At 71.0% G+C, this 21,916-nt stretch carries 19 protein-coding genes and 1 tRNA gene; 4 read left to right on the top strand and 16 right to left on the bottom strand.

Annotated elements, in window-relative coordinates:
- Positions 1-40 precede the first annotated feature (40 nt).
- On the top strand, positions 41-1,369 hold the full coding sequence (locus CRP27_RS01580) for an MFS transporter (protein WP_097179027.1): 1,329 nt from the start codon (positions 41-43) through the stop codon (positions 1,367-1,369).
- Between the two features lie 334 nt (positions 1,370-1,703).
- Here CRP27_RS01580 and CRP27_RS01575 read toward each other — a convergent pair whose 3' ends face one another.
- The 7 genes from CRP27_RS01575 to polA form a co-directional block, all read right to left on the bottom strand.
- Positions 1,704-3,011: an acyltransferase gene (locus CRP27_RS01575; protein ID WP_097179026.1), complete on the bottom strand. Its 1,308-nt coding sequence runs from the start codon at positions 3,009-3,011 to the stop codon at positions 1,704-1,706.
- Positions 3,008-4,504: a class I adenylate-forming enzyme family protein gene (locus tag CRP27_RS01570; protein WP_097179025.1), complete on the bottom strand. Its 1,497-nt coding sequence runs from the start codon at positions 4,502-4,504 to the stop codon at positions 3,008-3,010. The genes CRP27_RS01575 and CRP27_RS01570 overlap by 4 nt, the downstream gene beginning before the upstream one ends.
- A 51-nt stretch (positions 4,505-4,555) precedes the next feature.
- The gene (locus tag CRP27_RS01565) at positions 4,556-5,602 is read right to left on the bottom strand and encodes a hypothetical protein (RefSeq protein ID WP_097179024.1); all 1,047 of its coding nucleotides are present in this window, start codon (positions 5,600-5,602) and stop codon (positions 4,556-4,558) included.
- On the bottom strand, positions 5,599-6,201 hold the full coding sequence (coaE, locus tag CRP27_RS01560) for a dephospho-CoA kinase (protein ID WP_097179023.1): 603 nt from the start codon (positions 6,199-6,201) through the stop codon (positions 5,599-5,601). The genes CRP27_RS01565 and coaE overlap by 4 nt, the downstream gene beginning before the upstream one ends.
- A 94-nt stretch (positions 6,202-6,295) precedes the next feature.
- A complete protein-coding gene (gene rpsA / locus CRP27_RS01555) occupies positions 6,296-7,759 on the bottom strand; it encodes a 30S ribosomal protein S1 (protein ID WP_097179022.1) in 1,464 nt (487 codons plus the stop codon).
- Positions 7,760-7,961: 202 nt separating this feature from the next.
- A complete protein-coding gene (locus tag CRP27_RS01550; RefSeq protein ID WP_097179021.1) occupies positions 7,962-9,641 on the bottom strand; it encodes a DUF885 domain-containing protein in 1,680 nt (559 codons plus the stop codon).
- A 319-nt stretch (positions 9,642-9,960) separates the two neighbouring features.
- Entirely contained in the window at positions 9,961-12,633 is a 2,673-nt protein-coding gene (gene polA, locus CRP27_RS01545; protein WP_097179020.1) for a DNA polymerase I, read from the bottom strand.
- 100 nt (positions 12,634-12,733) lie between these two features.
- Here polA and CRP27_RS01540 point away from each other — a divergent pair, with 100 nt between their 5' ends.
- Together CRP27_RS01540 and CRP27_RS01535 are read left to right on the top strand one after the other, a co-directional pair.
- Positions 12,734-13,102 carry a PaaI family thioesterase gene (locus CRP27_RS01540; RefSeq protein ID WP_079238910.1) on the top strand — a complete coding sequence of 123 codons (369 nt, stop codon included), beginning with the start codon at positions 12,734-12,736 and terminating at the stop codon, positions 13,100-13,102.
- A 29-nt stretch (positions 13,103-13,131) separates the two neighbouring features.
- The gene (locus CRP27_RS01535) at positions 13,132-13,506 is read left to right on the top strand and encodes a VOC family protein (protein ID WP_097179019.1); all 375 of its coding nucleotides are present in this window, start codon (positions 13,132-13,134) and stop codon (positions 13,504-13,506) included.
- 13 nt (positions 13,507-13,519) lie between these two features.
- Here CRP27_RS01535 and CRP27_RS01530 read toward each other — a convergent pair whose 3' ends face one another.
- The 8 genes from CRP27_RS01530 to CRP27_RS01495 form a co-directional block, all read right to left on the bottom strand.
- Positions 13,520-13,990, bottom strand: coding sequence for a GNAT family N-acetyltransferase (locus CRP27_RS01530; RefSeq protein ID WP_141399650.1), 471 nt, complete (start codon positions 13,988-13,990; stop codon positions 13,520-13,522).
- Between the two features lie 170 nt (positions 13,991-14,160).
- Positions 14,161-14,766: an ANTAR domain-containing response regulator gene (locus CRP27_RS01525; RefSeq protein WP_079236134.1), complete on the bottom strand. Its 606-nt coding sequence runs from the start codon at positions 14,764-14,766 to the stop codon at positions 14,161-14,163.
- A 91-nt stretch (positions 14,767-14,857) separates the two neighbouring features.
- Positions 14,858-14,938 (bottom strand) — tRNA-Leu (locus tag CRP27_RS01520).
- Between the two features lie 39 nt (positions 14,939-14,977).
- Positions 14,978-15,538: an MOSC domain-containing protein gene (locus CRP27_RS01515; RefSeq protein WP_097179017.1), complete on the bottom strand. Its 561-nt coding sequence runs from the start codon at positions 15,536-15,538 to the stop codon at positions 14,978-14,980.
- Positions 15,539-15,625: 87 nt separating this feature from the next.
- Positions 15,626-16,801: a GAF domain-containing protein gene (locus CRP27_RS01510; protein ID WP_097179016.1), complete on the bottom strand. Its 1,176-nt coding sequence runs from the start codon at positions 16,799-16,801 to the stop codon at positions 15,626-15,628.
- Between the two features lie 47 nt (positions 16,802-16,848).
- Positions 16,849-17,265, bottom strand: coding sequence for a DUF779 domain-containing protein (locus CRP27_RS01505; protein ID WP_097179015.1), 417 nt, complete (start codon positions 17,263-17,265; stop codon positions 16,849-16,851).
- A gap of 99 nt (positions 17,266-17,364) precedes the next feature.
- Positions 17,365-18,906: an aldehyde dehydrogenase family protein gene (locus CRP27_RS01500; protein WP_097179014.1), complete on the bottom strand. Its 1,542-nt coding sequence runs from the start codon at positions 18,904-18,906 to the stop codon at positions 17,365-17,367.
- A gap of 55 nt (positions 18,907-18,961) precedes the next feature.
- Complete coding sequence (locus CRP27_RS01495) at positions 18,962-20,206, bottom strand: acyltransferase (protein ID WP_097179013.1); 1,245 nt, start codon at positions 20,204-20,206, stop codon at positions 18,962-18,964.
- Positions 20,207-20,298: 92 nt separating this feature from the next.
- Between CRP27_RS01495 and CRP27_RS01490 the strand changes: the two genes are divergently transcribed.
- A complete protein-coding gene (locus CRP27_RS01490) occupies positions 20,299-20,838 on the top strand; it encodes an HdeD family acid-resistance protein (protein WP_176505424.1) in 540 nt (179 codons plus the stop codon).
- On the opposite strand, the gene CRP27_RS01485 is transcribed toward CRP27_RS01490, so the two are convergent.
- Positions 20,835-21,914, bottom strand: a complete 1,080-nt coding sequence (locus tag CRP27_RS01485) for a VIT1/CCC1 transporter family protein (RefSeq protein WP_097179011.1) — start codon at positions 21,912-21,914, stop codon at positions 20,835-20,837. The genes CRP27_RS01490 and CRP27_RS01485 overlap by 4 nt on opposite strands.
- Positions 21,915-21,916: the final 2 nt, after the last annotated feature.

The following is a 21,916-nucleotide window of genomic DNA, read 5'->3' as shown; positions in this document are numbered from 1 at the left end:
TTCAGCAACCCGACACGTTCTCACTCCCCGAAGAGGCCCCATGACGACGGCGACCCCCGCCGCACCGACGAAGGGCACCCCGATCCGCGGACGCATCCGCGGGCGGGTGCTCATCCTCCTGTGCTGCATGTACGCGATCTCGTACATCGACCGCACCAACATCTCCACCGCGCTCCCCCACATCACCGAGGACTTCGGCTTCAACGAGACGACCGCCGGCCTCATCGTCTCCGCCTTCGCCCTGCCCTACGCCCTGCTCCAGGTCTTCGGCGGCACCATCGCCGAGAAGTTCGGGCCCCGGAAGGCCCTCTTCGTCATCACGGTGCTCTGGGGCGTCGCCACGCTGTGGACCGGGTTCTCGGTGGGCTTCTGGACCCTCTTCGCCGCCCGCGCGCTCCTCGGACTCAGCGAAGCGGCGGCGTTCCCCGCAGCCACCCAGGCGATGAGCCGCTGGATCCCCCGCGACCGGAACGGCTTCGCGCAGGGCGTCGTGCACTCGGCCGCCCGGCTCGGCAACGCACTCGCACCGCTCCTCGTCGCCTGGGTGATCGGCGCCACCGGCAGCTGGCGCTGGGCGTTCTTCGCGACCGCCGTGCTGTCGATCGCGTGGGCCGTCGTCTGGTTCTTCTGGTTCCGCGACAAGCCCGAGGACACCGCCGGGATCAAGCAGGTCGAACTCGACGAGCTCCCGCCCGTCGAGACCCGCGCGACCCGCCCGCCCGTCCCGTGGCGCACGCTCGCCCGCCAGATCCTGCCGGTCACCTTCGTCGACTTCGGCTACGGCTGGGTGCTCTGGGTCTTCCTGACCTGGATCCCGACGTTCCTGAGCAGCACGTACGGCCTGCCGATCAGCCAGTTCGCACTGTTCACGACCCTGGTCCTGCTCGCGGGCGTCGTCGGGGACACCGTCGGCGGCATGCTGAGCGACCGCATCATCCACCGCGGCGGCAACACCCGGAACGCCCGCCGGATCGTCCTCGTCATCGGGCTGGGTGGCTCGCTCGTCTGCCTGCTCCCCCTCGTCATCGGGCAGGGGCTCGTCGTCGCGACGATCTCCCTCGCCCTGTCGTTCTTCTTCCTCGAGCTCTGCAACGCGAACCTCTGGGCGATCCCCATGGACGTCGCTCCCCAGTGGTCGGGCACCGCGTCCGGGTTCATGAACACCGGCTTCGGCATCGCCGGCGTCATCTCGCCGATCGTGTTCGGCGCGCTCATCGACGCCTCCGGCTGGCAGCTGCCGTTCGCGCTGTCGTGCGCACTGCTCGCGGGGGCCGCGGTCGTCGCGTGGGTCATGAAGCCGCAGCGCCTCACGATGACCGACGGCGTGCTCGAGATCGGCACCCCGAAGGCCGAGCAGCCCAGCGCCTGACCGGGCCCCTCCCGCGCCTCCAGACCGACACCCACTCGCCGAAGCGACGGATCCCGCCGACCGAACGCCGTGACTGCCGCCACCGCGACAGGATGCGTCGAACCGTCCGCGGCACACTGTCGCTTTCGCGACGACGGCCCGAGAGCCGGAACCCACCGGACGGGAGGCGCGGTGCCAGCCCGCCCCGCGCCTCCGGACCGACACCCACTCGCCGAAGCGACAGATCCCGCCGACCGCGCCACGTCGCTGCCGCCACCGCGACAGGATGCGCCCGAGCGCCCGCAGCACACTGTCGCTTTCGCGACGACGCGACGACCCGAGGGCCGAAAACGCGTCAGCGCGCGGAACCGCGCCCCACGTCGTCCGTCTCGCCCACGAGCGCGTCGTCGGGCTCGACCGGCTCCGCCGGACGCGTCGGCGCCGCCGACACCGCGGGCGTGCCGGCAGCCGCCGCACGCTTCCGCGCCCGCGCCTTCCGCTGCCCACGGGACGCCAGCGACGGCCGCCCGGTCAGCGGCACGCTCAACGGCGTCCACCGGAAGAACTCCGTCACCGCGACGGACAGCACCAGCACGAGCAGGTACGTCACGAGCGTCAGCCAGGGTTTCGGGACGACCCGCTCGAGCCAACTGTCGCCGTACAGCAGGATCCAGATCATGAACGGGTGGCTCAGGAAGATCCCGAACGACCGGTCCGAGCCGTAGTCGATGAAGCGCGCCAGCGGGCTGCCGGGTCGGCGGCGGTCCGCCCAACGGGCGCCGATCGCCAGGAACCCGACGAACACGGCGCCGCTCCAGACCGCCTGGATCGGCTGCAGCGGTGTGCCGGCGGCGTAGAGCGACTGGCCGAGCCCGACCTGCAGCGCCCAGACGCCGAGCGTGAGGACGCCGACGCCGGCGAAGCCCCAGAGCACGGCACGGCGGTGGACGCGGATGAACCGGAGGAAGCGGTCGGCGTGGTCCGCAGCGATCGCACCGGAGACGATGAAGAACACGTACGAGAAGAAGAACTGCTTCTGGTAGCCGTGCAGCCACGCGTCACTGGCGGGGAAGTACTTGTACCCGGCGAACACGACCAGCTGGACGACCAGCGAGACGACGAGCAGGGTGACGTGGTGGCCGCGGGTCCTCCGCACGAGCCAGACGATCACCGGCAGCAGGAGGTACACCTGCATGGTCACGAGCAGGAAGTACAGGTGGTACCAGGACACGCCGGTGACGATGCCCTCGGCGTACGTGCGGACGAGGTCGGGGACGTCGCCGCGCCGCGTGCTGCTGAGCAACCACGACGACGCAACGTAGACGAACGACCACGCCAGGTACGGGACGCCGACGAGCAGGAAGCGCTTCGGCCAGAACTGCGCCATCGGCCGCGGTCGGAGCGTGTAGCTGTACACGAGCACGAACGCCGTGAGCGAGAAGAACACCAGGCGGGTGAAGTGCAGCAGCCCGAGCAGGGCGTTGAGGGGCACGTCGTCCGTGGCGACCGTGTGGCTCGTGGTGTGCACGCCGATCACGCACGCGAAGGTGAGGATCCGGAGGACGTCCACCTCGTACAGGTGTCGGGGCTTCCCCTCCGCGGTCCGCGTGGGCGTCTGCGAACCACCCGACGCGGTGCCCGGCACCGCGGACACGGCGCTCACGGGTGCGCGGCCATCGTGCGCACCTTCGCCCGCTGCACCTTGCCGGTCGGCGCGCGGGGCAGGTCGGGCACGACGACGATCTCGACGGGGCGCCGGAACCGGGTGAGCCGGGCCTCGGCACGTGCCGTCAGGTCGGCGACCAGGGCCTCGGCGTCGACGGGCTCGTCGGGCTGCGGGATGACGTACGCGATCGGCACGGCACCGAGGACGTCGTGCGGACGTCCGACGACGACGGCCTCGAGGACGCGTTCGTCCCCGAGCAGGACGTCCTCGACCTCGGAGGGGTAGACCTTCTCGCCACCGCGGTTGATGACGTCGTCGGAGCGCCCGGCGAGGGACACCCAGCCGTCCGCCGACACCGAGCCGACGTCGCCCGTGCTCAGCCAGCCGTCGGCGTCGAATCGTTCGGCGGCGCGGCCGAAGAGGTAGCGGTGGACGATGCCCTCGCCGCGGATCCAGAGCGCACCGACCTCGTCGGCGGGCAGGACGGAGCCGTCCTCACCCCGGACCTGCACCTCGGAACCGACGGGCACCCCGACGGTGCCGACCCGTGCCGGCGCGCCGAGCGGAGTCGCGGTGATCTGCGAGGCGCCCTCGGTCATCCCCCAGCTCACGACGAGCGGGACGTCGCCGAGCGCCTGGCGCACCGGGTCGGGCAGCGGGGCCGACGCACTGCGGACGAAGCGCAGGCCCTCCGGGAAGTCCAGTGGGCCGGTCTTCGCGAGCACCGCGAGGATCGCCGGCACCGCGTTCAGCCAGGTGATCCCCCGCTCGGCGAGCAGCTCCCAGAACCCGGTGCGACGGAATCGTCGGTCGAGCACGAGCGTCGCGCCGGACACCAGGGTCGCCAGGAGTCCGACGACCTCGGCGTTCACGTGGAAGAGCGGCAGGGAGTTGAACCCGCGGTCCTCCGGCGTGAGGGCGTTGTGCTGCGCCACGGCACGCGCGACGAAGAGGAGCTGCGACTCGGGCAGCTCGACGCCCTTCGGGGTGCCGGTCGACCCGGACGTGAAGAGCACGACGGATCCCTCGCCCGGTGCGTCCGGGCTCTCCGACGGCAGGTCGCCGTCACGGACGCCGGCCGGGAGGAACGTGGCCGCGTCGATCCCGCTGGCGGGGGCCCCGGGGACGGTCGCGTCCACGGCGCGGTCGGACACCACGATCGACGCGCCGCCGATCAGGTCGGCGAGCCGCCCGGGCTCCGTCGTCGGCTGCCCGGTGTCGACGGGGATCGCCCGGCGTCCGGTCGCGAGGGCGGCGAGGTGCACGACGGCGAACGAGAGCGGGTCACCGAGGTCGACGAGGACCGCTCCGGACGCCGGGACGCCGATCGCGTCGAAGGTCGACGACCACGCGGCCACGGCGTCGTCGAGGGCACGGTAGGTCAGGACGCGGTCGCTCCGCGCGTCCTCGAGGTAGCTGCGCTCGCCGTCCTGCTCCGCACGGGTGCGGATGATCGAGCGCAGGTCGGGTCGTTCGCCTGCTTGCTGCACGGACTCAGAGTATTGCGGGTTCCTATGACGGGTCCGAGGTACTGCGGCGACCTAGGACGGATCCGAGCCGTCGGGTCCGGTGGGGAACCGGTGGAGCAGCCACTGCCAGAGCGCGAGCATCCGCGGGGTGCCGTCCGGGCCGAGCGGGGTCGAGTCCTTGATCGTCCGGGAGTGCGACTCCCCCGGCGACCCGACGCGGATGTCGGTGAGGATCGCGTGCGGATCGGCGTCGGTGCCCGGTGGCGCGGTGTCCGTCCGGAAGGGACCGGTCGGCCCGTCGAGTCCCATGACCTTCCACGACCCACGGATCCGCGGGCCGAACACGTCACGGACGTCGTCGATGGCGTACATCCGGTCGACCGGGGTCTTGCCCGGCCGGTCCATCCACGCCGCGTGCTCGGCGCCGAGCGACTCGACCGGTGACGAGAACATCAGCGCCCCCTGCACGGAGCGGATGTGCGCGATGTAGGCCGCCTCGCCGCCGCCCTGCGAGTGCCCGGCGACGACGATGTCGTTCCACGCGATGTCGTCGTCGCCCTGCACGAACCGACCCCACCCGCCGTCTGGATCGTGGTCGTGGAGGTAGGCGATCGCGTCACGGAACCGGGAGACGATCGAACCGGAAGGTCGTACCGAGCTGAACTCGGACGGACGGCTGCCGTCGAACCGGTTGCGCTGCACCTTCCCGTAGCAGTGCGCGTCGGCCTGGCACGTACCCGAGAGGGTCCTGCCGAGGTTCCAGTAGTCGAGCCCGAGCACGTGGTAGCCGTCCTGCAGCGCGGTGCCGAGGAACAGCTGGTAGTCGGCCGGCTTCGCCCGGGTCGCCGGCAGGAAGAGGAGGAGTGGCCCGTCGGCGTTGGTCCGTGCCGCGAAGTCGTCGCGGTTCGGCTCGAGACGCTGCCCGTTGATCGTGCCGAGCCGGAAGCGGTGGAACTCTCCCTCTGGTCCGTGCTCGTCGCCACGAGGGCGGTCCGCAGCCGAGACCCGCCCGTGCTGCTCCACCCGCTGCCCGCCGAGCACGTTCGCCGCGACGAGCGCCGCACCGCCGATCGCGACGAGCACGACGGCCGCGAGGATCAGGAGCAGCCGGTGCGTCATCGGGCGATGCGCTCCCACACCTCGTCTGCAGAGCGGATGGTGTCCGCGAGGGTCCCTGTCGCGTCGACGACGTGGTCGGCCAGCGCGAGTCGTTCGGCGTCGCTCGCCTGCACGGACACGCGGCGCTCCGCCTCGTCACGGGCCATGCCGCGGTGCTCGACGAGCCGCTCGATCCGCTGGGCTGCCGGAGCATCGACCACGACGACCGCGTCGACGTGCAGCGGTCGGCTGCCTCGGGCCTCGGCCAGGAGCGGGACGTCGTACACGACCACCGCGTCGGGATCGGCTGCCTCGGCGGCGTCGAACGCGAGTTGGGCGAGCCGCCAGACTTCCGGGTGGGTGATCGCCTCGAGGTCCTTCCGTGCCTCCGGGTCGGAGAACACGATCGCGCCGAGCGCCGGACGGTCGAGGGAGCCGTCGGCCGCGATCACGCCGGGCCCGAACCGCTCCGCGACCCGCGCCAGCCCCGGGCTGCCGGGGGCGACCGCGTCTCGTGCGAGCCGGTCGGCGTCGACCACGACCCCGCCGTGCTCCGCCCACCGCCCGGAGACCGTCGACTTGCCCGCGGCGATGCCGCCCGTGAGACCGATGATGCGCACCGGAACAGCGTAGCGAGCACACCTGCCCGAACGGCCGGAAGCCCGGCACCCCTTCTCAGGGATGCCGGGCTTCCGGTACGGGCGAGCGGCTCGATCAGTTGGTCGAGCTGAGCTTCTCGCGGAGCGCTGCGAGCGAGGCGTCGTCGGCCAGGGTGCCCTGACCGTTCGACTCGTTCGCGAACGACGACGACGAGGAAGCCGTGGCGGGGAGGTCGAAGTCGCCCTTCGCCTCGTCGGCGATGGTCTTCGCGACCTGCGCCTTGTGGGCTTCCCAACGCGCCTGGGCGGCCGCGTACTGGCCCTCCCACTCGGTGCGCTGGGTGTCGTAGCCCTCGAGCCACTCGTTCGTCTCCGGGTCGAAGCCGTCCGGGTACTTGTAGTCACCCTTGTCGTCGTACTCGGTCGGCATGCCGTAGAGCGCCGGGTCGAACTCGGTGCCCTCGGGGTCGACACCCTCGTTGGCCTGCTTGAGGCTGAGCGAGATGCGGCGACGGTCGAGGTCGATGTCGATGATCTTGACGAAGACCTCGTCGTTGACCGACACGACCTGCTCGGCGAGCTCGACGTGCTTGTTCGACAGCTCCGAGATGTGCACGAGGCCCTCGATGCCGTCGGCAACGCGGACGAAGGCACCGAACGGCACGAGCTTCGTGACCTTGCCCGGCGCGATCTGACCGATCGCGTGGGTGCGGGCGAAGACCTGCCACGGGTCCTCCTGCGTGGCCTTGAGCGAGAGCGACACGCGCTCGCGGTCCAGGTCCACCTCGAGGATCTCGACGGTGACTTCCTGACCGACCTCGACGACCTCGCTGGCGTGCTCGATGTGCTTCCAGCTGAGCTCGGAGACGTGGACGAGACCGTCGACGCCACCCAGGTCGACGAACGCACCGAAGTTGACGATCGACGACACGATGCCCTTGCGGACCTGGCCCTTGTGGAGGTTGTTGAGGAAGGTGGTGCGCGACTCGGACTGCGTCTGCTCGAGCAGGGCGCGGCGCGAGAGGACCACGTTGTTGCGGTTCTTGTCGAGCTCGAGGATCTTCGCCTCGAGCTCCTGGCCGAGGTACGGCGTGAGGTCGCGGACGCGACGCAGCTCGATGAGCGAGGCCGGGAGGAAGCCGCGGAGGCCGATGTCGACGATGAGACCGCCCTTGACGACCTCGATGACCGTGCCGGTCACGACGCCGTCGGACTCCTTGATCTTCTCGACGTCGCCCCACGCACGCTCGTACTGCGCGCGCTTCTTCGACAGGATGAGGCGACCTTCCTTGTCCTCCTTCTGGAGAACCAGGGCCTCGACCTCGTCGCCGACCTCGACGACCTCGTTGGGATCGACGTCGTGCTTGATCGAGAGTTCGCGCGAGGGGATGACACCCTCGGTCTTGTAACCGACGTCGAGGAGGACCTCGTCGCGGTCGATCTTCACGACGGTGCCGGAGATGAGGTCTCCGTCGTTGAAGAACTTCAGGGTCTTCTCGACCTCGGCCAGGAAGTCATCAGCCGAGCCGATGTCGTTGATGGCGACCTGCTTGGGAGCCTTGGTCGTGGTGGTTGTCATGTAGAGATTGCTCCGAACGGACATGAGTCGGGCCGTGACGGCGAGGGAGCGACCCCCTGGTCCGTACCGGATGCCGGTGCGAGCCGTCGTGGCGATGTGATTGATTGGCGCGGGATGCGCCGCACAAGTCTAACCGCACGCAGCGAAGGCCCACAACCGGGCGTGTCACCCGGTTGCGGGCCTTGTCCTGTCGGTCGGTCGCTCAGTCGAGCAGTGCGCTCCGGAGGGTGTCGAGGCCGATGCTGCCGAGTGCGAGGGCCCGGTGGTGGAACGCCTTGAGGTCGAACGACGCACCCTCACGCGCGGCGACCTCGTCGCGGATCGACTCCCAGACGCGCTGCCCCACCTTGTAGGACGGCGCCTGACCCGGCCAGCCGAAGTAGCGGGCGACCTCGAACTGCACGAAGGCGTCGGACATGTTCACGTTCTCGCGCATGAAGTCGAGCGCGTACTCCCACGTCCACGCTCCGCCGTCCGGGTTGGTCTTCTGCAGGTGCACACCGATGTCGAGCACCACGCGCGCGGCCCGCATCCGCTGACCGTCGAGCATCCCGAGTCGGTCGCCGTCGTCGTCGAGGAACCCGAGCTGCTCCATCAGTCGCTCGGCGTAGAGCGCCCAGCCCTCGACGTGGCCGGACGACCCGGACAGCTGCCGGCGCCAGGTGTTCAGCTCGCCGCGGTTGTAGACGCCCTGGCTGATCTGCAGGTGGTGCCCCGGGACGCCCTCGTGGTACACCGTCGTCTTCTCACGCCAGGTGCCGAACTCGGTGACGCCCTGCGGCACGGACCACCACATGCGGCCGGCACGGGAGAAGTCGTCGGACGGGCCGGTGTAGTAGATCCCGCCCTCCTGCGTGGGGGCGATCCGGCACTCGAGGCGCTTGATCGGGTCGGCGATGTCGAAGTACTTGCCGTCCATCGCCCGGATCGACTCGTCGCTCGTCTCCTGCATCCAGCGCTGGAGGGCGTCGGTGCCGTGCAGGACGCGGGCGGGATCGGTGTCGAGCACCTCGATCGCCCGGGCGACGCTCGCACCGGGCTCGATGCGGTCGGCGATGCGCTCCTGCTCGGCCCGCATCCGCGCGAGCTCCTCGATCCCCCACTCGTACGTCTCGTCGAGGTCGACGACCGCGCCGAGGAACCGCCGGGAGTGCAGCTCGTACGCCTCGCGCCCGACGGCGTCCACCGGGGTCGCCAGGGGCAGGAGCTCGTGCTCGAGGAACTGCCCGAACGACCGGTACGCGGCCGCCGCGACCTCGGCCCCGCGGGCGAGGTCGGCACGGAGCGACTCCGGGACGGAACCGCCGCCTTCGAGTGCCGCGCCGTCGACCAGCTGCCGGAAGACGCCGTCCTCGGCACCGTTGCGGGCGGCCTGCTCGGCGATGAGCGCGACCTGGCGCTTCGCGGGCGTGACGTCCTCGCGCGTGCCCTCGAGCAGCGTCTCCCGGATGCCCTCGAGCGCGTCGGGCAGGGCCTGCAGCCGGCTCGCGATGTCCTGCCAGTCCGACTCGGTCCCGGTCGGCATGAGGTCGAGGATCTCGCGGACGGACTGCGCCGGGCTCGCGATGACGTTGAGGTCGCGGAGGTGGAGCTTCCGGTCGTACGACTCCTGGACGAGGTCGAGCTCGGCGCCGAGGTCGGTCTTCGTCACGCGGTCGACGGCGTCCACCGCGTCGGCCGCGTCGAGGGCGCGCTTCGCTGCTCGTGCGGCGTCGGCGAGGGCGGCGGCGCCGGCGGGCGAGGTGTCGCCGTACTCCCCCGTGCGGCCGGGCACACCGATGTACGTGGCGACGGTCGGGTCGAGGTCGACGAGGGTGGTCACCCAGTCCTCGGCGACACGGTCGACGGCGGACGGCTGGCGGACGGGACGGTCTTCGGTCATGCTCCCGACCCTATCGAGCGCGGCGCGCCAGGTCGCCACCCCGGGGGCGAGACGCCGCGCCTCCCGCGAGACGCCGCGCCTCCCGCGAGACGGCCGGCGGCGCGAGACGCCGCGCCTTCCGCGACACTCCTCGCCGCCGGCGAGACGCCGCCGCTTCCGGCGGCGTCTCGCGGGCGCGGCGGCGTCTCGCGGGCGCGGCGGCGTCTCGCTGCCGCGGCGGCGTCTCGCAACCACGCCCGCGCCCTGGTCCGGACGAAGGACGGACTGGAGGCACGGTGCCAGCTGGCACCGTGCCTCCAGTCCGTCGGACGGTCGCGCGTCAGTGCGCCGCGGCCTCCCAGTTCGGGCCCACGCCCACCGACACGTCCAGCGGAACGCTCAACTCGGCCGCGCCGCCCATCCGGGTGCGGAGGATCTCCTCGACGCGCTCCTGCTCGCCGGGCGCGACCTCCAGGATGAGCTCGTCGTGCACCTGCAGCAGCAGGTGCGACCCGAGGTCGCCCTCGCGCAGGTCCTCGGCGACGCCGAGCATCGCGATCTTCATGATGTCCGCCGCCGACCCCTGGATCGGCGCGTTCAGCGCGGCGCGCTCCGCGTTCTCGCGGAGGACGCGGTTCGGGCTCTTGAGGTCGGGGAACGGACGGCGGCGGCCGAAGATCGTCTCGGTGTAGCCGTCCTCACGCGCCTGCTCGACGACACCGCGGAGGTAGTCGCGGACCGAACCGAACCGGGCGAAGTACTCGTTCATGAGCGTCCGGGCCTCGGACTGCTCGATGCGGAGCTGCTTCGAGAGGCCGAACGGGCTGAGGCCGTACGCGAGGCCGTACGACATCGCCTTGACCTTGGTGCGCATCTCGGGGGTGACGTCCGCCGGCTCGACCGAGAACACCCGCGCGCCGACGAAGCGGTGCAGGTCCTCGCCCTCGTTGAACGCCTGGATGAGCCCCGGGTCGCCCGACAGGTGCGCCATGATCCGCATCTCGATCTGCGAGTAGTCGGCCGTGATGAGCGTCGTGTACGGCTCGGCCACGGCGAACGCCGAACGGACCCGACGGCCGACCGCGGTCTTCACCGGGATGTTCTGCAGGTTCGGGTCGGTGGAGGAGATGCGGCCCGTGCTGCTGCCGGTCTGCTCGTAGCGCGTGTGGATGCGCCCGTCGACGACCGCGGCGTCGAGGGTGTCGACGATCTGCCGCAGCTTCGTCGCGTCGCGGTGCTGGAGCAGCAGGCCGAGGAACGGGTGCGGGTGCTGTTCCTGCAGGTCGGCCAGGCTGGCGGCGTCGGTCGAGAACCCGGTCTTCGTCTTCCGGGTCTTCGGCATCGCGAGCTCGGTGAAGAGGACTTCCTGCAGCTGCTTCGGCGATCCGAGGTTGACCTCGTGCCCGATCTCGGCGAACGCCTGCTGCGCGAGCTCGGCCGCACGCTCGCCGAGGTCGTGCGAGAGCCCGGTCAGCACGGGGCGGTCGATGCCGACACCGATGGTCTCCATGCCGGCGAGGACGGGGACGAGCGGCAACTCGATGTCGTCGAGTACGCGCAGCGAGGACTCGTCGATCCGGGCACGCAGCGCCGTGGACACACGGAGCACGAACCAGGCGTGCACACCGACGTTCACCGGGTCGGTCTCGGGGACGAGCTGGTTCGGGTCCGCCGTCGGGAGTTCCTCGCCGAGCTCCTGGTAGACGAGGTCCGTCAACGGCTGCCCCTGCTTGCCCGGCTGTGCGAGCCATCCGGTGATGCGGGCGTCACCGGCGATGCCGTTCACCTGGATGCCGACCCCCGCGAGTGCCTTGATGGCTTCCTTCGCGTCGTGGAAGTGCTTCGGGGCGTCCGAAGCGAACCACGCCGACAGCTGCTCGTAGTCCTTCGCACCGCTGCCGCCGGGCACCAGGACCGCGTCGTCGTGGGTGGCGATGCCGATCGCGCTGAGGCGGCCGTCGATGACCTCGACCGCGACGCCGTAGCCGTTCGCCGCCTCGGACGCGTTGCGACGCTCGAGCCAGTACCCGAGTTCCTCGTCGATCAGGGTCTTCACCGGCGGCGGGGTCGGCGCACCGCTGTCGACGGAACCCTCCACCGCGCTCGGCTCCGACGGCTCGCCGGAGCCCGCGACCTTGAACACCCGGTCGAGCAGCGTGCGGAACTGCAGCTTCGCGAAGAGCTCGCGCACCGCGGTCTCGTCGAGCGGGCGGAGCGCGACGTCGGCGGGGCCGACGGGCAGCTCGACGTCGTCGACGAGCCGGTTGAGCTTGCGGTTCCGGATCGCCCGGTCCTTCTGCTCGCGGAGGTTGTTGCCGACCACGCCCTTGATCTCGTCGGCGTGCTCGAGGACACCGTCGAGCGAGCCGTACGCCGTGACCCACTTCACCGCGGTCTTCTCGCCGACCTTGTCGATGCCGATCAGGTTGTCGCTGGTCTCACCGACGAGTGCGGCGATGTCCGGGTACTGGTGCGGTTCGATGCCGTAGCGCTCGTACACCTTGTCGCGGTCGTAGCGGGTGAGCTCCGAGACGCCGCGGACCGACGGGTAGAGCAGCGTGACGTCGTCGTTGACGAGCTGGATCGAGTCGCGGTCACCGGAGACGACGTACACCTGGTAGCCCTGCTCGGACCCCTGACGGGCGAAGGTGGCGAGGATGTCGTCGGCCTCGTAGTCCTCCTTCGTGACCGTCGTGATGCCCATCGCCTCGAGCGCCTGCTGCAGCAGCGGGATCTGCCCCTTGAACTCGGCCGGGGTCTCGGAGCGGGTGCCCTTGTAGTCCTCGTACTCACGGGTGCGGAACGAGAACCGGGAGATGTCGAACGCGACCGCGAGGTGAGTCGGCTTCTCGCGCTGGAGGAGCATGAGCAGCATCGAGATGAAGCCGTGGATGGCGTTCGTGTGCTGCCCCTCGCGGTTCACGAAACTGTCGACCGGCAGCGCGTAGAAGGCCCGGAAGGCGAGCGAGTGGCCGTCGATGACCATGAGGGTAGGCTTTGCGGAGTCCGACACCCGGACAGCCTACCGACGCCATCCGACACGGGAGTCCGCCAGCGTGACCGACGAAGCCACCACCACCCGGACCGTCGACGATCGCCTCGCCGACCGCGGCATGGGCGAGCTCGCCGAGAAGATGGGCATGGTCATCACGGAGCTCTCGGCGGAACGGGCCGTCGGTACCATCCCGGTCGAGGGCAACCGCCAGCCGGTCGGTCTGCTGCACGGCGGCGCGTACGTCGTCCTCGCCGAGAGCCTCGGGTCGATGGCCGCGAACGTCCACGCCGGTCCCGGCCGGTACGCCGTCGGCATCGAGCTGAACGCCTCGCACTCGCGGAGCGCCACGAGCGGCCTGGTCACCGGCACCTGCACGGCGCTGCACCTCGGCGGCACGCTCACCACGCACGAGATCGTCCTGACCGACGACCAGGGGCGGCGCTGCTCCACCGTGCGCATCACCAACATGATCCGCGAGGCCCGCTGAACCCCTCGCACCGAAGCAGGGAGTCCGTCATGGACTGGAAGATCGAACTCATCATGGTCCCCGTGAGCGACGTCGACCGCGCTCGCGAGTTCTACGAACGCATCGGGTTCACCATCGACCACGACCAGCGCGTGTCCGACGAGGTGCGGTTCGTCCAGGCGACCCCGCCCGGCTCGGCGTGCTCGATCGCGTTCGGCGAGGGCATCATGTCCCCCGACGTGGCGCCCGGCTCGCTCAAGTCCATCCAGGTCGTCGTGCCCGACGCCGACGAGGCCCTCGCACACCTGCAGGGACTCGGCGTCAACGCGGTCGGTGTCGACGAGATGGCCTGGGGACGGTTCGTCTTCTTCACCGACCCCGACGAGAACGCCTGGACGCTCCAGCAGCTGCCCGCCCGGAGCTGACCACCGGACCGGTTCAGTCCTCCGGCGGGCGTTGGAGCAGGAGCCGCGCATCGCCGAACCCGAGCCGACGGTAGAGCGTCTCGCCGTCGACGCTCGAGTGCACCGACGTGCGCTCCACCCCGAGGTCGTCGGCAACGTCGAGCAGCGCCGTGACCAGCCGCTTCGCGACGCCGCGGCCGCGCAGGCCCGGGTGCACGTACACGGTCTGCACGTCGGCGGTGCGGCGGCGCCCCGGGCGGTCCGGTGTCGGTGGCCGGGCGACGAGTCCGAGCCACGCCATGCCGAGGACACGGCCCTCGTGCTCCGCGACGACGCAGCGGTGCGTCTCCGGGTGCGCAGCGGCGAAGGCCGTCATTGCCTCGCGGTACGCCTCCGGGCTCACGCCCGGCGTCGCGCCGCCCTCCTCCACGCTCCACCGCCATCGCAGGTCGGCCACCGCGGGCATGTCGTCAGGCCTGGAGGCACGGATCACCACGTCGTCCACGACCCCAGTCAAGCAGGTGGCCGGCCCGGTGCGCGCCCGGACGACGTCTGCGCGTGGTCCAGCGCGCGCACATGTCGCCACGGTGCGCGGTGCACGCGGGAGGCGCCTGGGAACGCAACAGCGCCGCCGGACACCGGGTCCGGCGGCGCTGCGTGAGCGTCGGTGAGCGACTACTTCTTGGCGCTGAGCTGCTCGATGATCGCCTTCGCGACGTCGTGCATGGTCAGGCGGCGGTCCATCGACGCCTTCTGGATCCAGCGGAACGCCTCGGGCTCGGTGAGGCCCATCTTCTCGTTGAGCAGCCCCTTGGCGCGGTCGACGAGCTTGCGGGTCTCGAAGCGCTCGACGAGGTCGGCGACCTCGGCCTCGAGCGTGATGATCTGCTGGTGCCGCGAGAGGGCGATCTCGATCGCGGGCAGCAGGTCGTTCGGCGTGAACGGCTTGACGACGTAGGCGAGGGCGCCGGCCTCGGTCGCACGCTCGACGAGGTCCTTCTGGCTGAACGCCGTGAGGAGGACCACCGGAGCGATGTGGTTCTTCGAGAGCTTCTCCGCCGCGGAGATGCCGTCGAGCTGGGGCATCTTGACGTCCATCACGACGAGGTCGGGACGGAGGTCGGTCGCGAGCTGCACGGCGGTCTCGCCGTCACCCGCTTCGCCGACGACGTCGAACCCGTTGTCGCGGAGGATCTCCACGATGTCGAGGCGGATGAGCGACTCGTCCTCGGCGACGACGACGCGACGGGGTGCTGGTGCAGTTGCTTCTGTGTCACTCACAGTCAGAAGCCTACTAGACCTCGGAAGTCACAGTTGTACGAGTGGCGGGACGCCTGGACCGGAACTGTCCCGCGCGCCGTGAGCCGCGTTGTACGAGTGGCGGGACTCGAACCCGCACGCCGTGAAGCAGAGCATTTTGAGTGCCCCGTGTCTACCATTCCACCACACTCGCAGAGGACACCAGGCTACAGGAGCCGCGACGGCCTGACGATCACACCGGGGCGAGGGGGACGTGCGTGCCCGTCGGCAGCTCGACGTCGATCCGGTCGCCGCCGCGCACGGTGCCACCGGCGACGACGACGCTCATCACGCCGCCCTTCCGCTCGACGGTGCCGTCGTCCGCGCGGCCGAGGACTGCCCGGAGGAGCCCCGGCTCGAAGTCGTTGATCTGCTGGCACGGGTTGCGGAGGCCGGTGACGCGGACGACCGCGTCGTCGCCGAGCCGCAGGAGCGTGCCCTCCGGCAACCCGAGCAGGTCGACGCCGCGGGTGGTGACGTTCTCCCCCATCGCCCCGGGTGCGACGTCGAAGCCGTCCTGCGCGACCTCGTCGAACACCTCGGCGTGGAGGAGGTGCACCTGCCGGAGGTTCGGCTGGGACGGGTCGCGGGCGACACGGGAACGGTGCTGCACGGTGGTGCCGGCGTGGGCGTCGCCCTCGATGCCCCAGCCCTCGACGAGCACGATCTCGTCGACGACCGGTTTGCTGAAGCGGTGGGTGCCGTCGCGGCTGACCGACACCACCCTTGCCTGGTCCTGTGCCCCGTTGATCATGCTCCGACGCTACCGTGTGGCTCCGCCCTGCGGGAGGCGCAGTCCGCCGGCCGACCGGTCGACGCGAGTCGTGCCTCCAGGCCGTCGTCACCGACCTCCGAGCGCCTCGATCGCCGCCACGAGACCGGCCCGTCGCGGCGACCGCCGCGGCAGCACCGCGAGCAACGCTCGCAGCACCTGCTCGTCGGCACCGCCGTCCGCGGTGCGCGCCCACGCCTGCAGGGCGTCGGCACCGCCGTCGGCGACGAGCGCCTCGCGGAACCGGAGCCGCACGCGGTCGCGCAGGTCGTCGACGCCGGGTGACGCCGATCCCGGCAAGACCGGTCCGGTGTACCCGTCGACGGCCTGGAGGCGCGCCCCGCGTTCGAGCGCGGACAGCACCGCATCGACGTCGGTGCGGATGCCGTCGAGGCGGTACGGCCGCGACGTCAGGGTCGCGCCCGGCGCGTGCTGGGCGAGGACGCGGCGCAGGCGCACGACCTCCGCGCGCAGGGTGGTCACCGCGCGGCGGTCGCCGTAGACGGCGGCCGCGAGGTCCTCGGCGGCGAGCCCGGCGGGCGTCGACGCCAGGACGGCCGTGATCTCGGAGTGCCGCTCGGAGAGCCGGACCGCGTGGTCGCCGGTCCGGAGCGTCGCCGTGTCCGATCCGAGCAACACGAGTTCGGAGCCGGGCAGCGCCCGCGCAGCAGGACGCCGGGGGTGCCGCAGCGCCGCGAGGGCGAGCTCTGCCTCGGCGGCCGCGACGGTGGCGGTCAACAGTGGCAGCGTGTGCCGCTCGACCGCCCGGTCGTCGCCCGTGATGTCGACGGCTCCGACCACCTGTCCGGTGACGTCGCGGAGCGGGACCGCGGTGCACGAGAACCGCTTCACGGCGTTCGCGTAGTGCTCGTCCGACCGGATCTGCACGCCACGGCCGAGCCGGAGGGCCGTCCCCGGCGCGCTCGTCCCGGCGCGGTCCTCCGCCCAGTCCGCGCCGGCGACGAAGCCCATCGCCTCGGCCGCGCGCCGTGCGCTCGACGCGCCGTCCACCCACACGAGCCGCCCCGACGCGTCGGTCACGGCGGCGATGCACCCGGCGGCCCGGACATCGTCGAGCAGCAGCCGGCGGACGACCGGCAACGCTGTGCCGAGCGGGCCCCGTTCCCGCGCCGCCTCGAGTTCGTCGCCGTCGAGCGCGAGCGCCGGGACGCCGTCCGGGTCGACACGGGCCGAGCGCTGCCAGGACTCGGCGACGAGCGGGCGGATCGTCCGGGGTGCGCGCATGCGTCCTCCGTCCGGGTCGGCCCGCCGCGTCGGTGCGTCGGGTGCCGTCAGCCTACGTCCGCCGACGTGCGCGGGCCAGGGGCTGCTGGCACCAAGCCGAGATCCGCGAGCTCGGCGTCGTCGAACATCCGGGAGCGGGTGAGGAACCGCTTGCCCTCCGGCACCTCGACCGAGAACCCTGCACCGCGACCGTCGACGACGCCGATCGTGAGGTGGGTGTACTTCCAGTACTCGAACTGGGACTTCGACATGTACACCTCGACGGGGTCGATGCCCTCGACCTCGAGCGCACCGAGGAGCACGTCGCCGGAGCCGGTCGTGAACATGCCGACGGGGTAGCACATCGGGCTGGAGCCGTCGCAGCACCCACCCGACTGGTGGAACATGAGCGGGCCGTGCCGGGCGGCGAGGGAGCGCAGGAGCTCCCCCGCCGCCGGCGTGACCGCCACGCGGTCGGTCGTCATCAGAACAAGCCCCGTTCCGGAGGGGCGCCCTCGGCGTGCCGTCTCGTCATCAGAACAAGCCCCGTTCCGGAGGGGCGCCCTCGGCGTGCCGTCTCGTCATCAGAAGAAGCCCATCGGGCCCTCGGCGTAGGACACGAGGAGGTTCTTCGTCTGCTGGTAGTGCTCGAGCATCATCTTGTGGTTCTCGCGCCCGATGCCGGACTGCTTGTAGCCGCCGAACGCCGCCCCGGCCGGGTACTGGTGGTAGGTGTTCTCCCACACGCGTCCGGCCTGGATGTCCCGACCGGCGCGGTACAGCGTGGTCGCCTCACGGCTCCAGACACCGGCGCCGAGGCCGTACAGCGTGTCGTTGGCGATCGAGATGGCCTCGTCGTACCCGCTGAAGCTCGTGAGTGCGAGGACCGGGCCGAAGATCTCCTCCTGGAAGATCCGCATCGAGTTGTCGCCCTCGAAGACCGTCGGCGTGACGTAGTAGCCGCCGGACAACTCCCCGCCGAGGTCCGCTCGCTCACCACCGGTCAGGAGCTTCGCACCCTCCTGCTTGCCGATGTCGATGTAGCTCAGGATCTTCTCGAGCTGGTCGTTGGACGCCTGCGCACCGATCATCGTCGACAGGTCGAGCGGGTGCCCCTGCTTCACGGCGCGGACCCGGTCGAGGCCGTCGGCGACGAACCCGTCGTAGATCTCCTTCGCGACGAGCGCCCGTGACGGACACGTGCATACCTCGCCCTGGTTGAGGTTGAAGAACGCGAAGCCCTCGAGTGCCTTGTCGTAGAAGGCGTCCCTGTCCTGGGCGACGTCCGCGAAGAACACGTTCGGGCTCTTGCCGCCGAGCTCGAGCGTCACGGGGATGAGGTTCTGGGACGCGTACTGCATGATCAGTCGGCCGGTGGTGGTCTCGCCGGTGAACGCGACCTTCCGGATGTCCGGGTGCTGCGCGAGCGGCGCGCCGACCTCGATGCCGAAGCCGTTCACGACGTTCAGGACGCCGGCGGGCAGGAGGTCCTTGATCAGGTCGATGAGCACGTGGATCGACGCCGGCGTCTGTTCGGCCGGCTTCAGGACGACGCAGTTGCCCGCGGCGAGGGCCGGTGCGAGCTTCCACACCGCCATCAGGATCGGGAAGTTCCACGGGATGATCTGGCCGACGACGCCGAGCGGTTCGTGGAAGTGGTACGCCACGGTGTCGTGGTCGATCTCCCCCGTCGACCCCTCCTGGGCGCGGATCGCCCCGGCGAAGTAGCGGAAGTGGTCGATCGCCAACGGGATGTCGGCGCCGATGGTCTCGCGGATCGGCTTGCCGTTCTCCCACGTCTCGGCGACCGCCAGGGCCTCGAGGTTCTGCTCCATCCGGTCGGCGATCCTGTTGAGGATCCCGGCACGCTCGGCGACGCTCGTCCGGCCCCAGGCCGGGAACGCCTTCCACGCTGCCTCGACGGCGCGATCGACGTCGGTGGAGTCACCGCGGGCGATCTCGGTGAAGACCTTGCCCGTGACGGGCGTCGGGTTCTCGAAGTACTGGCCCCCGGCCGGCGGGACATACTCGCCGCCGATGAAGTGGTCGTACCGGGAGCGGTACGAGACGAGCGAGCCCTCCTCGCCGGGGGCGGCATAGGTGGTGGGCGAGGGTGCGATGGTCATGGTGGACACCTTTCGACGACTCTGTCGGGGCGCTGGGTCCGCGCCTGCCCGCACGCTACGTCGCGGTGCGTTGCATCCGGTTGCGACCCGGTCGCTTCGGGAGGAGCTCGGTGAGCTGGGACCGTTGGTGGCTGTTCATGAAGGGCCGCTCGAAGAGCCAGGCGAACACCACCGACAGCCCGAACACGAGCGGCACCACGACCAGCAGCTGCACCGCGAGGGCCGCAGCGGTCGGCATGCCGGCGGCGATGTACCCGAGGTTCACGGCGGCGAGGATCGGTCGGTGGATGAGGTAGGCGCTGTACGAGACGAGACCGAGCCGACGGAGCAGGAGCGGGGTGAACACCCGACGCACCCGCCTGGTCAGTGCCGTGTCACTGCCGTGCACCTCGCGGTCGGTGAGCACGGCGATGAGCACGGCCCCGCCCGCTCCGGAGAGGACCCACCGCGCAGCGTCGGTGGGCACGGTGATCGCTCCGGTCGAGGACAGCCAGCCGAGCGCGATCGCTCCGACGAAGAGGACGACGGCCAGTCCGACGAGCACGAACGGACGGTCGAACCCGAGCCGAGCGAGGCGGGGTCGGCGTTGCTCGAGCACACCGTCACGGCCGTGCGTCAGGTGGGCGACGTACATGCCGAGGCCGAAGAGACCGAGCGCGAACGGGGCCGACCACTTCAGGACGCCCGTCACGCTCGACGCAGCGGAGAGTGCGAACATCGCCGCGACCACCCACGCCGGGTCGATCCGTCGCCAGGCGACGAGGACGAGCGGGAGGAGCAACCCCAGTTGCCATTCGACGCCGAGGCTCCACCACGGTCCGACGATCGAGAAGATCGTGTCGGGGAACAGGTTGTGGACGAGCAGCGCATGCGTGACGACCGACTGCCAGGTCACCGGGAGGTGCAGGGACCACGAGGACACCTCGTCCTCGCGAACCGCCGGCACCACCGCGATGAGGAGCAACGTGAGGACCAGCGCGATCAGGTACGGCGGGACCAGCCGCCGGGTCCGACGCACGACGTGCCCACGCCACCCGCCCTTCAGCCGCGACCGCGGGTCCATGGACACGGCGATCATCAACGAGTAGCCGGAGAGGACGACGAACACGGGGACACGGATCTCGATGGCCCCGAGGAGCGGCGGCAACCACGGGATGTCACGCTCGAGCGCGCCGATCGCCCCGACTCCGGCAGCGTGTCCGACGACGACGAGCAGGACGAGCACGCCCCGGAGTCCGTCGAGGAAGTCCAGGTCGTGGCGCGGCGACGACTTCGGGCGAGATCGTATCTGGTGCTGCACATATCAAATATAACGTGCGTCAGGGTATTCCGGAAGGACGGCCACGATCGAGGTAGCGTCGGGACGAGCAGGTCCGACAGGGAGGAGTGCTCGTGGACTCTCGTGCCGTCCGCACGTTCCGCGTGTTCGTCATCGTCACCGCGGTCGTCGCCATCGCCCTCGGGGTGGTCGCGATCGTCTGGCCGCGCCCGTCGCTGGTCGTGGTCGCACTGCTGTTCGGCGTGTACCTCGTCGTCGCCGGCGCGCTCCGCGTGTTCGCGGCCGTGCGGGGACACGGCACGCCTGCGGTCTGGCGGTGGACCTCCGGGATCGTGGGTGCGCTCGTCGGGGTCGCGGGCCTGGTGACGCTGCTCGACCCGGCGATCCCGCTCGTGGTCTACGCCGTGCTCGCCGGCATCGGGTTCATCGTCGAGGGGTTCGCCTCGCTCGTCGGCGGCTTCGTCGGACACCCGGGGTCCTCTCGCGTCCCGACGATCGTCAGCGCGGTGCTGTCGGTCCTGGGCGGCGTGGTCGTCCTCGTCGCGCCGGGCCTGGCGCTGACCGTGTTCATGGTCTTCTCCGGCATCGCGCTCATCGTCGTCGGGGCCGCGGCACTCCTGCTGCTGCCGCCGCGAGCCGCGGTCCGCCGTTAGGCGCTCCCGGTCCCGAACAGCAGGCCGAGCCCGTAGGTGACGGCCGCGGCGCCGAACCCGATCGCGAGCTGCCGCAGTGCCCGACGGATCGGGGACGCTCCGCTGAGCACGCCGACCACCGCGCCGGTGCCGAGCAGGGCGATGCCGACGAGCGTGGCCGCGACGGCGATGGCCGCCCAGCCCTGCAGTCCGAACAGGTACGGCAGCACGGGGATGATCGCACCGGAGGCGAAGAAGCAGAAGCTCGAGATCGCCGCGCTCATCCCGTTGCCGATCGCCTCGTGGTCGTCGGCCGGCGCCGGAGCCGTCACGGTGGCGCCGCCGAGGACCTCGTCCGCGTGGGACTGCGCGTCGGACTCGCTCATGCCCCGAGCCCGGTAGACCAACGCGAGCTCGTTCGCGTCGACGTCGAGGTCCGCCACCGCCCGGCCCGCCTCGGGGTGCGGGGCGGACGCCGTGAGCAGTTCGCGCTGCGACCGGACCGAAACGTACTCCCCCGCGCCCATCGACAGCGCCCCGGCGAGCAGCCCGGCGATGCCGCTCAGCAGCACGAAGTGCCGATCCGCGCCGGACGCACTGACACCGATGATCAGGGCCAGGTTCGAGACCAGCCCGTCGTTGGCGCCGAAGACCGCCGCCCGGAAGGTGCCGGAGAGCCGCATCCGACCGCGGTTCGCGAGCCCCCGGACGACCTCGCCGTGGATCCGCTCGTCGGCCGCCATGCTCGCGGTCGCGTCGGCGTCGTCGGCGTACGGCGAGCGGTCCTCCGCACGCTGCATGAGCGCGAGGACGAACACCGACCCGAACCGTTTCGCGAGTGCGGCGAGCACCCGGGTCCGGAGGCTCCCCCGCTGCGGTCGTCCGACGTCGTCCCCGAGGAGGTCGAGCCAGTGCTGCTCGTGCCGCCCCTCGGCCTCGGCCAGGGCGGACAGGATCTCGCGTTCCTCGCCGGACCGACGAGCGGCGAGGTTGCGGTACACGGCCGCCTCGGCACGTTCGTCAGCGAGGTAGCGGCGCCATCGGCGCACGTCGGCGCGCTGCGCCGTGGGTCCGGTCTGGAGGCTCACACCGGCCATCC

The sequence above is a fragment of the Curtobacterium sp. 314Chir4.1 genome, from assembly GCF_900215175.1.
Taxonomy (GTDB): domain Bacteria; phylum Actinomycetota; class Actinomycetes; order Actinomycetales; family Microbacteriaceae; genus Curtobacterium; species Curtobacterium pusillum_A.
This window is presented reverse-complemented; position numbering and strand designations above follow the sequence as displayed.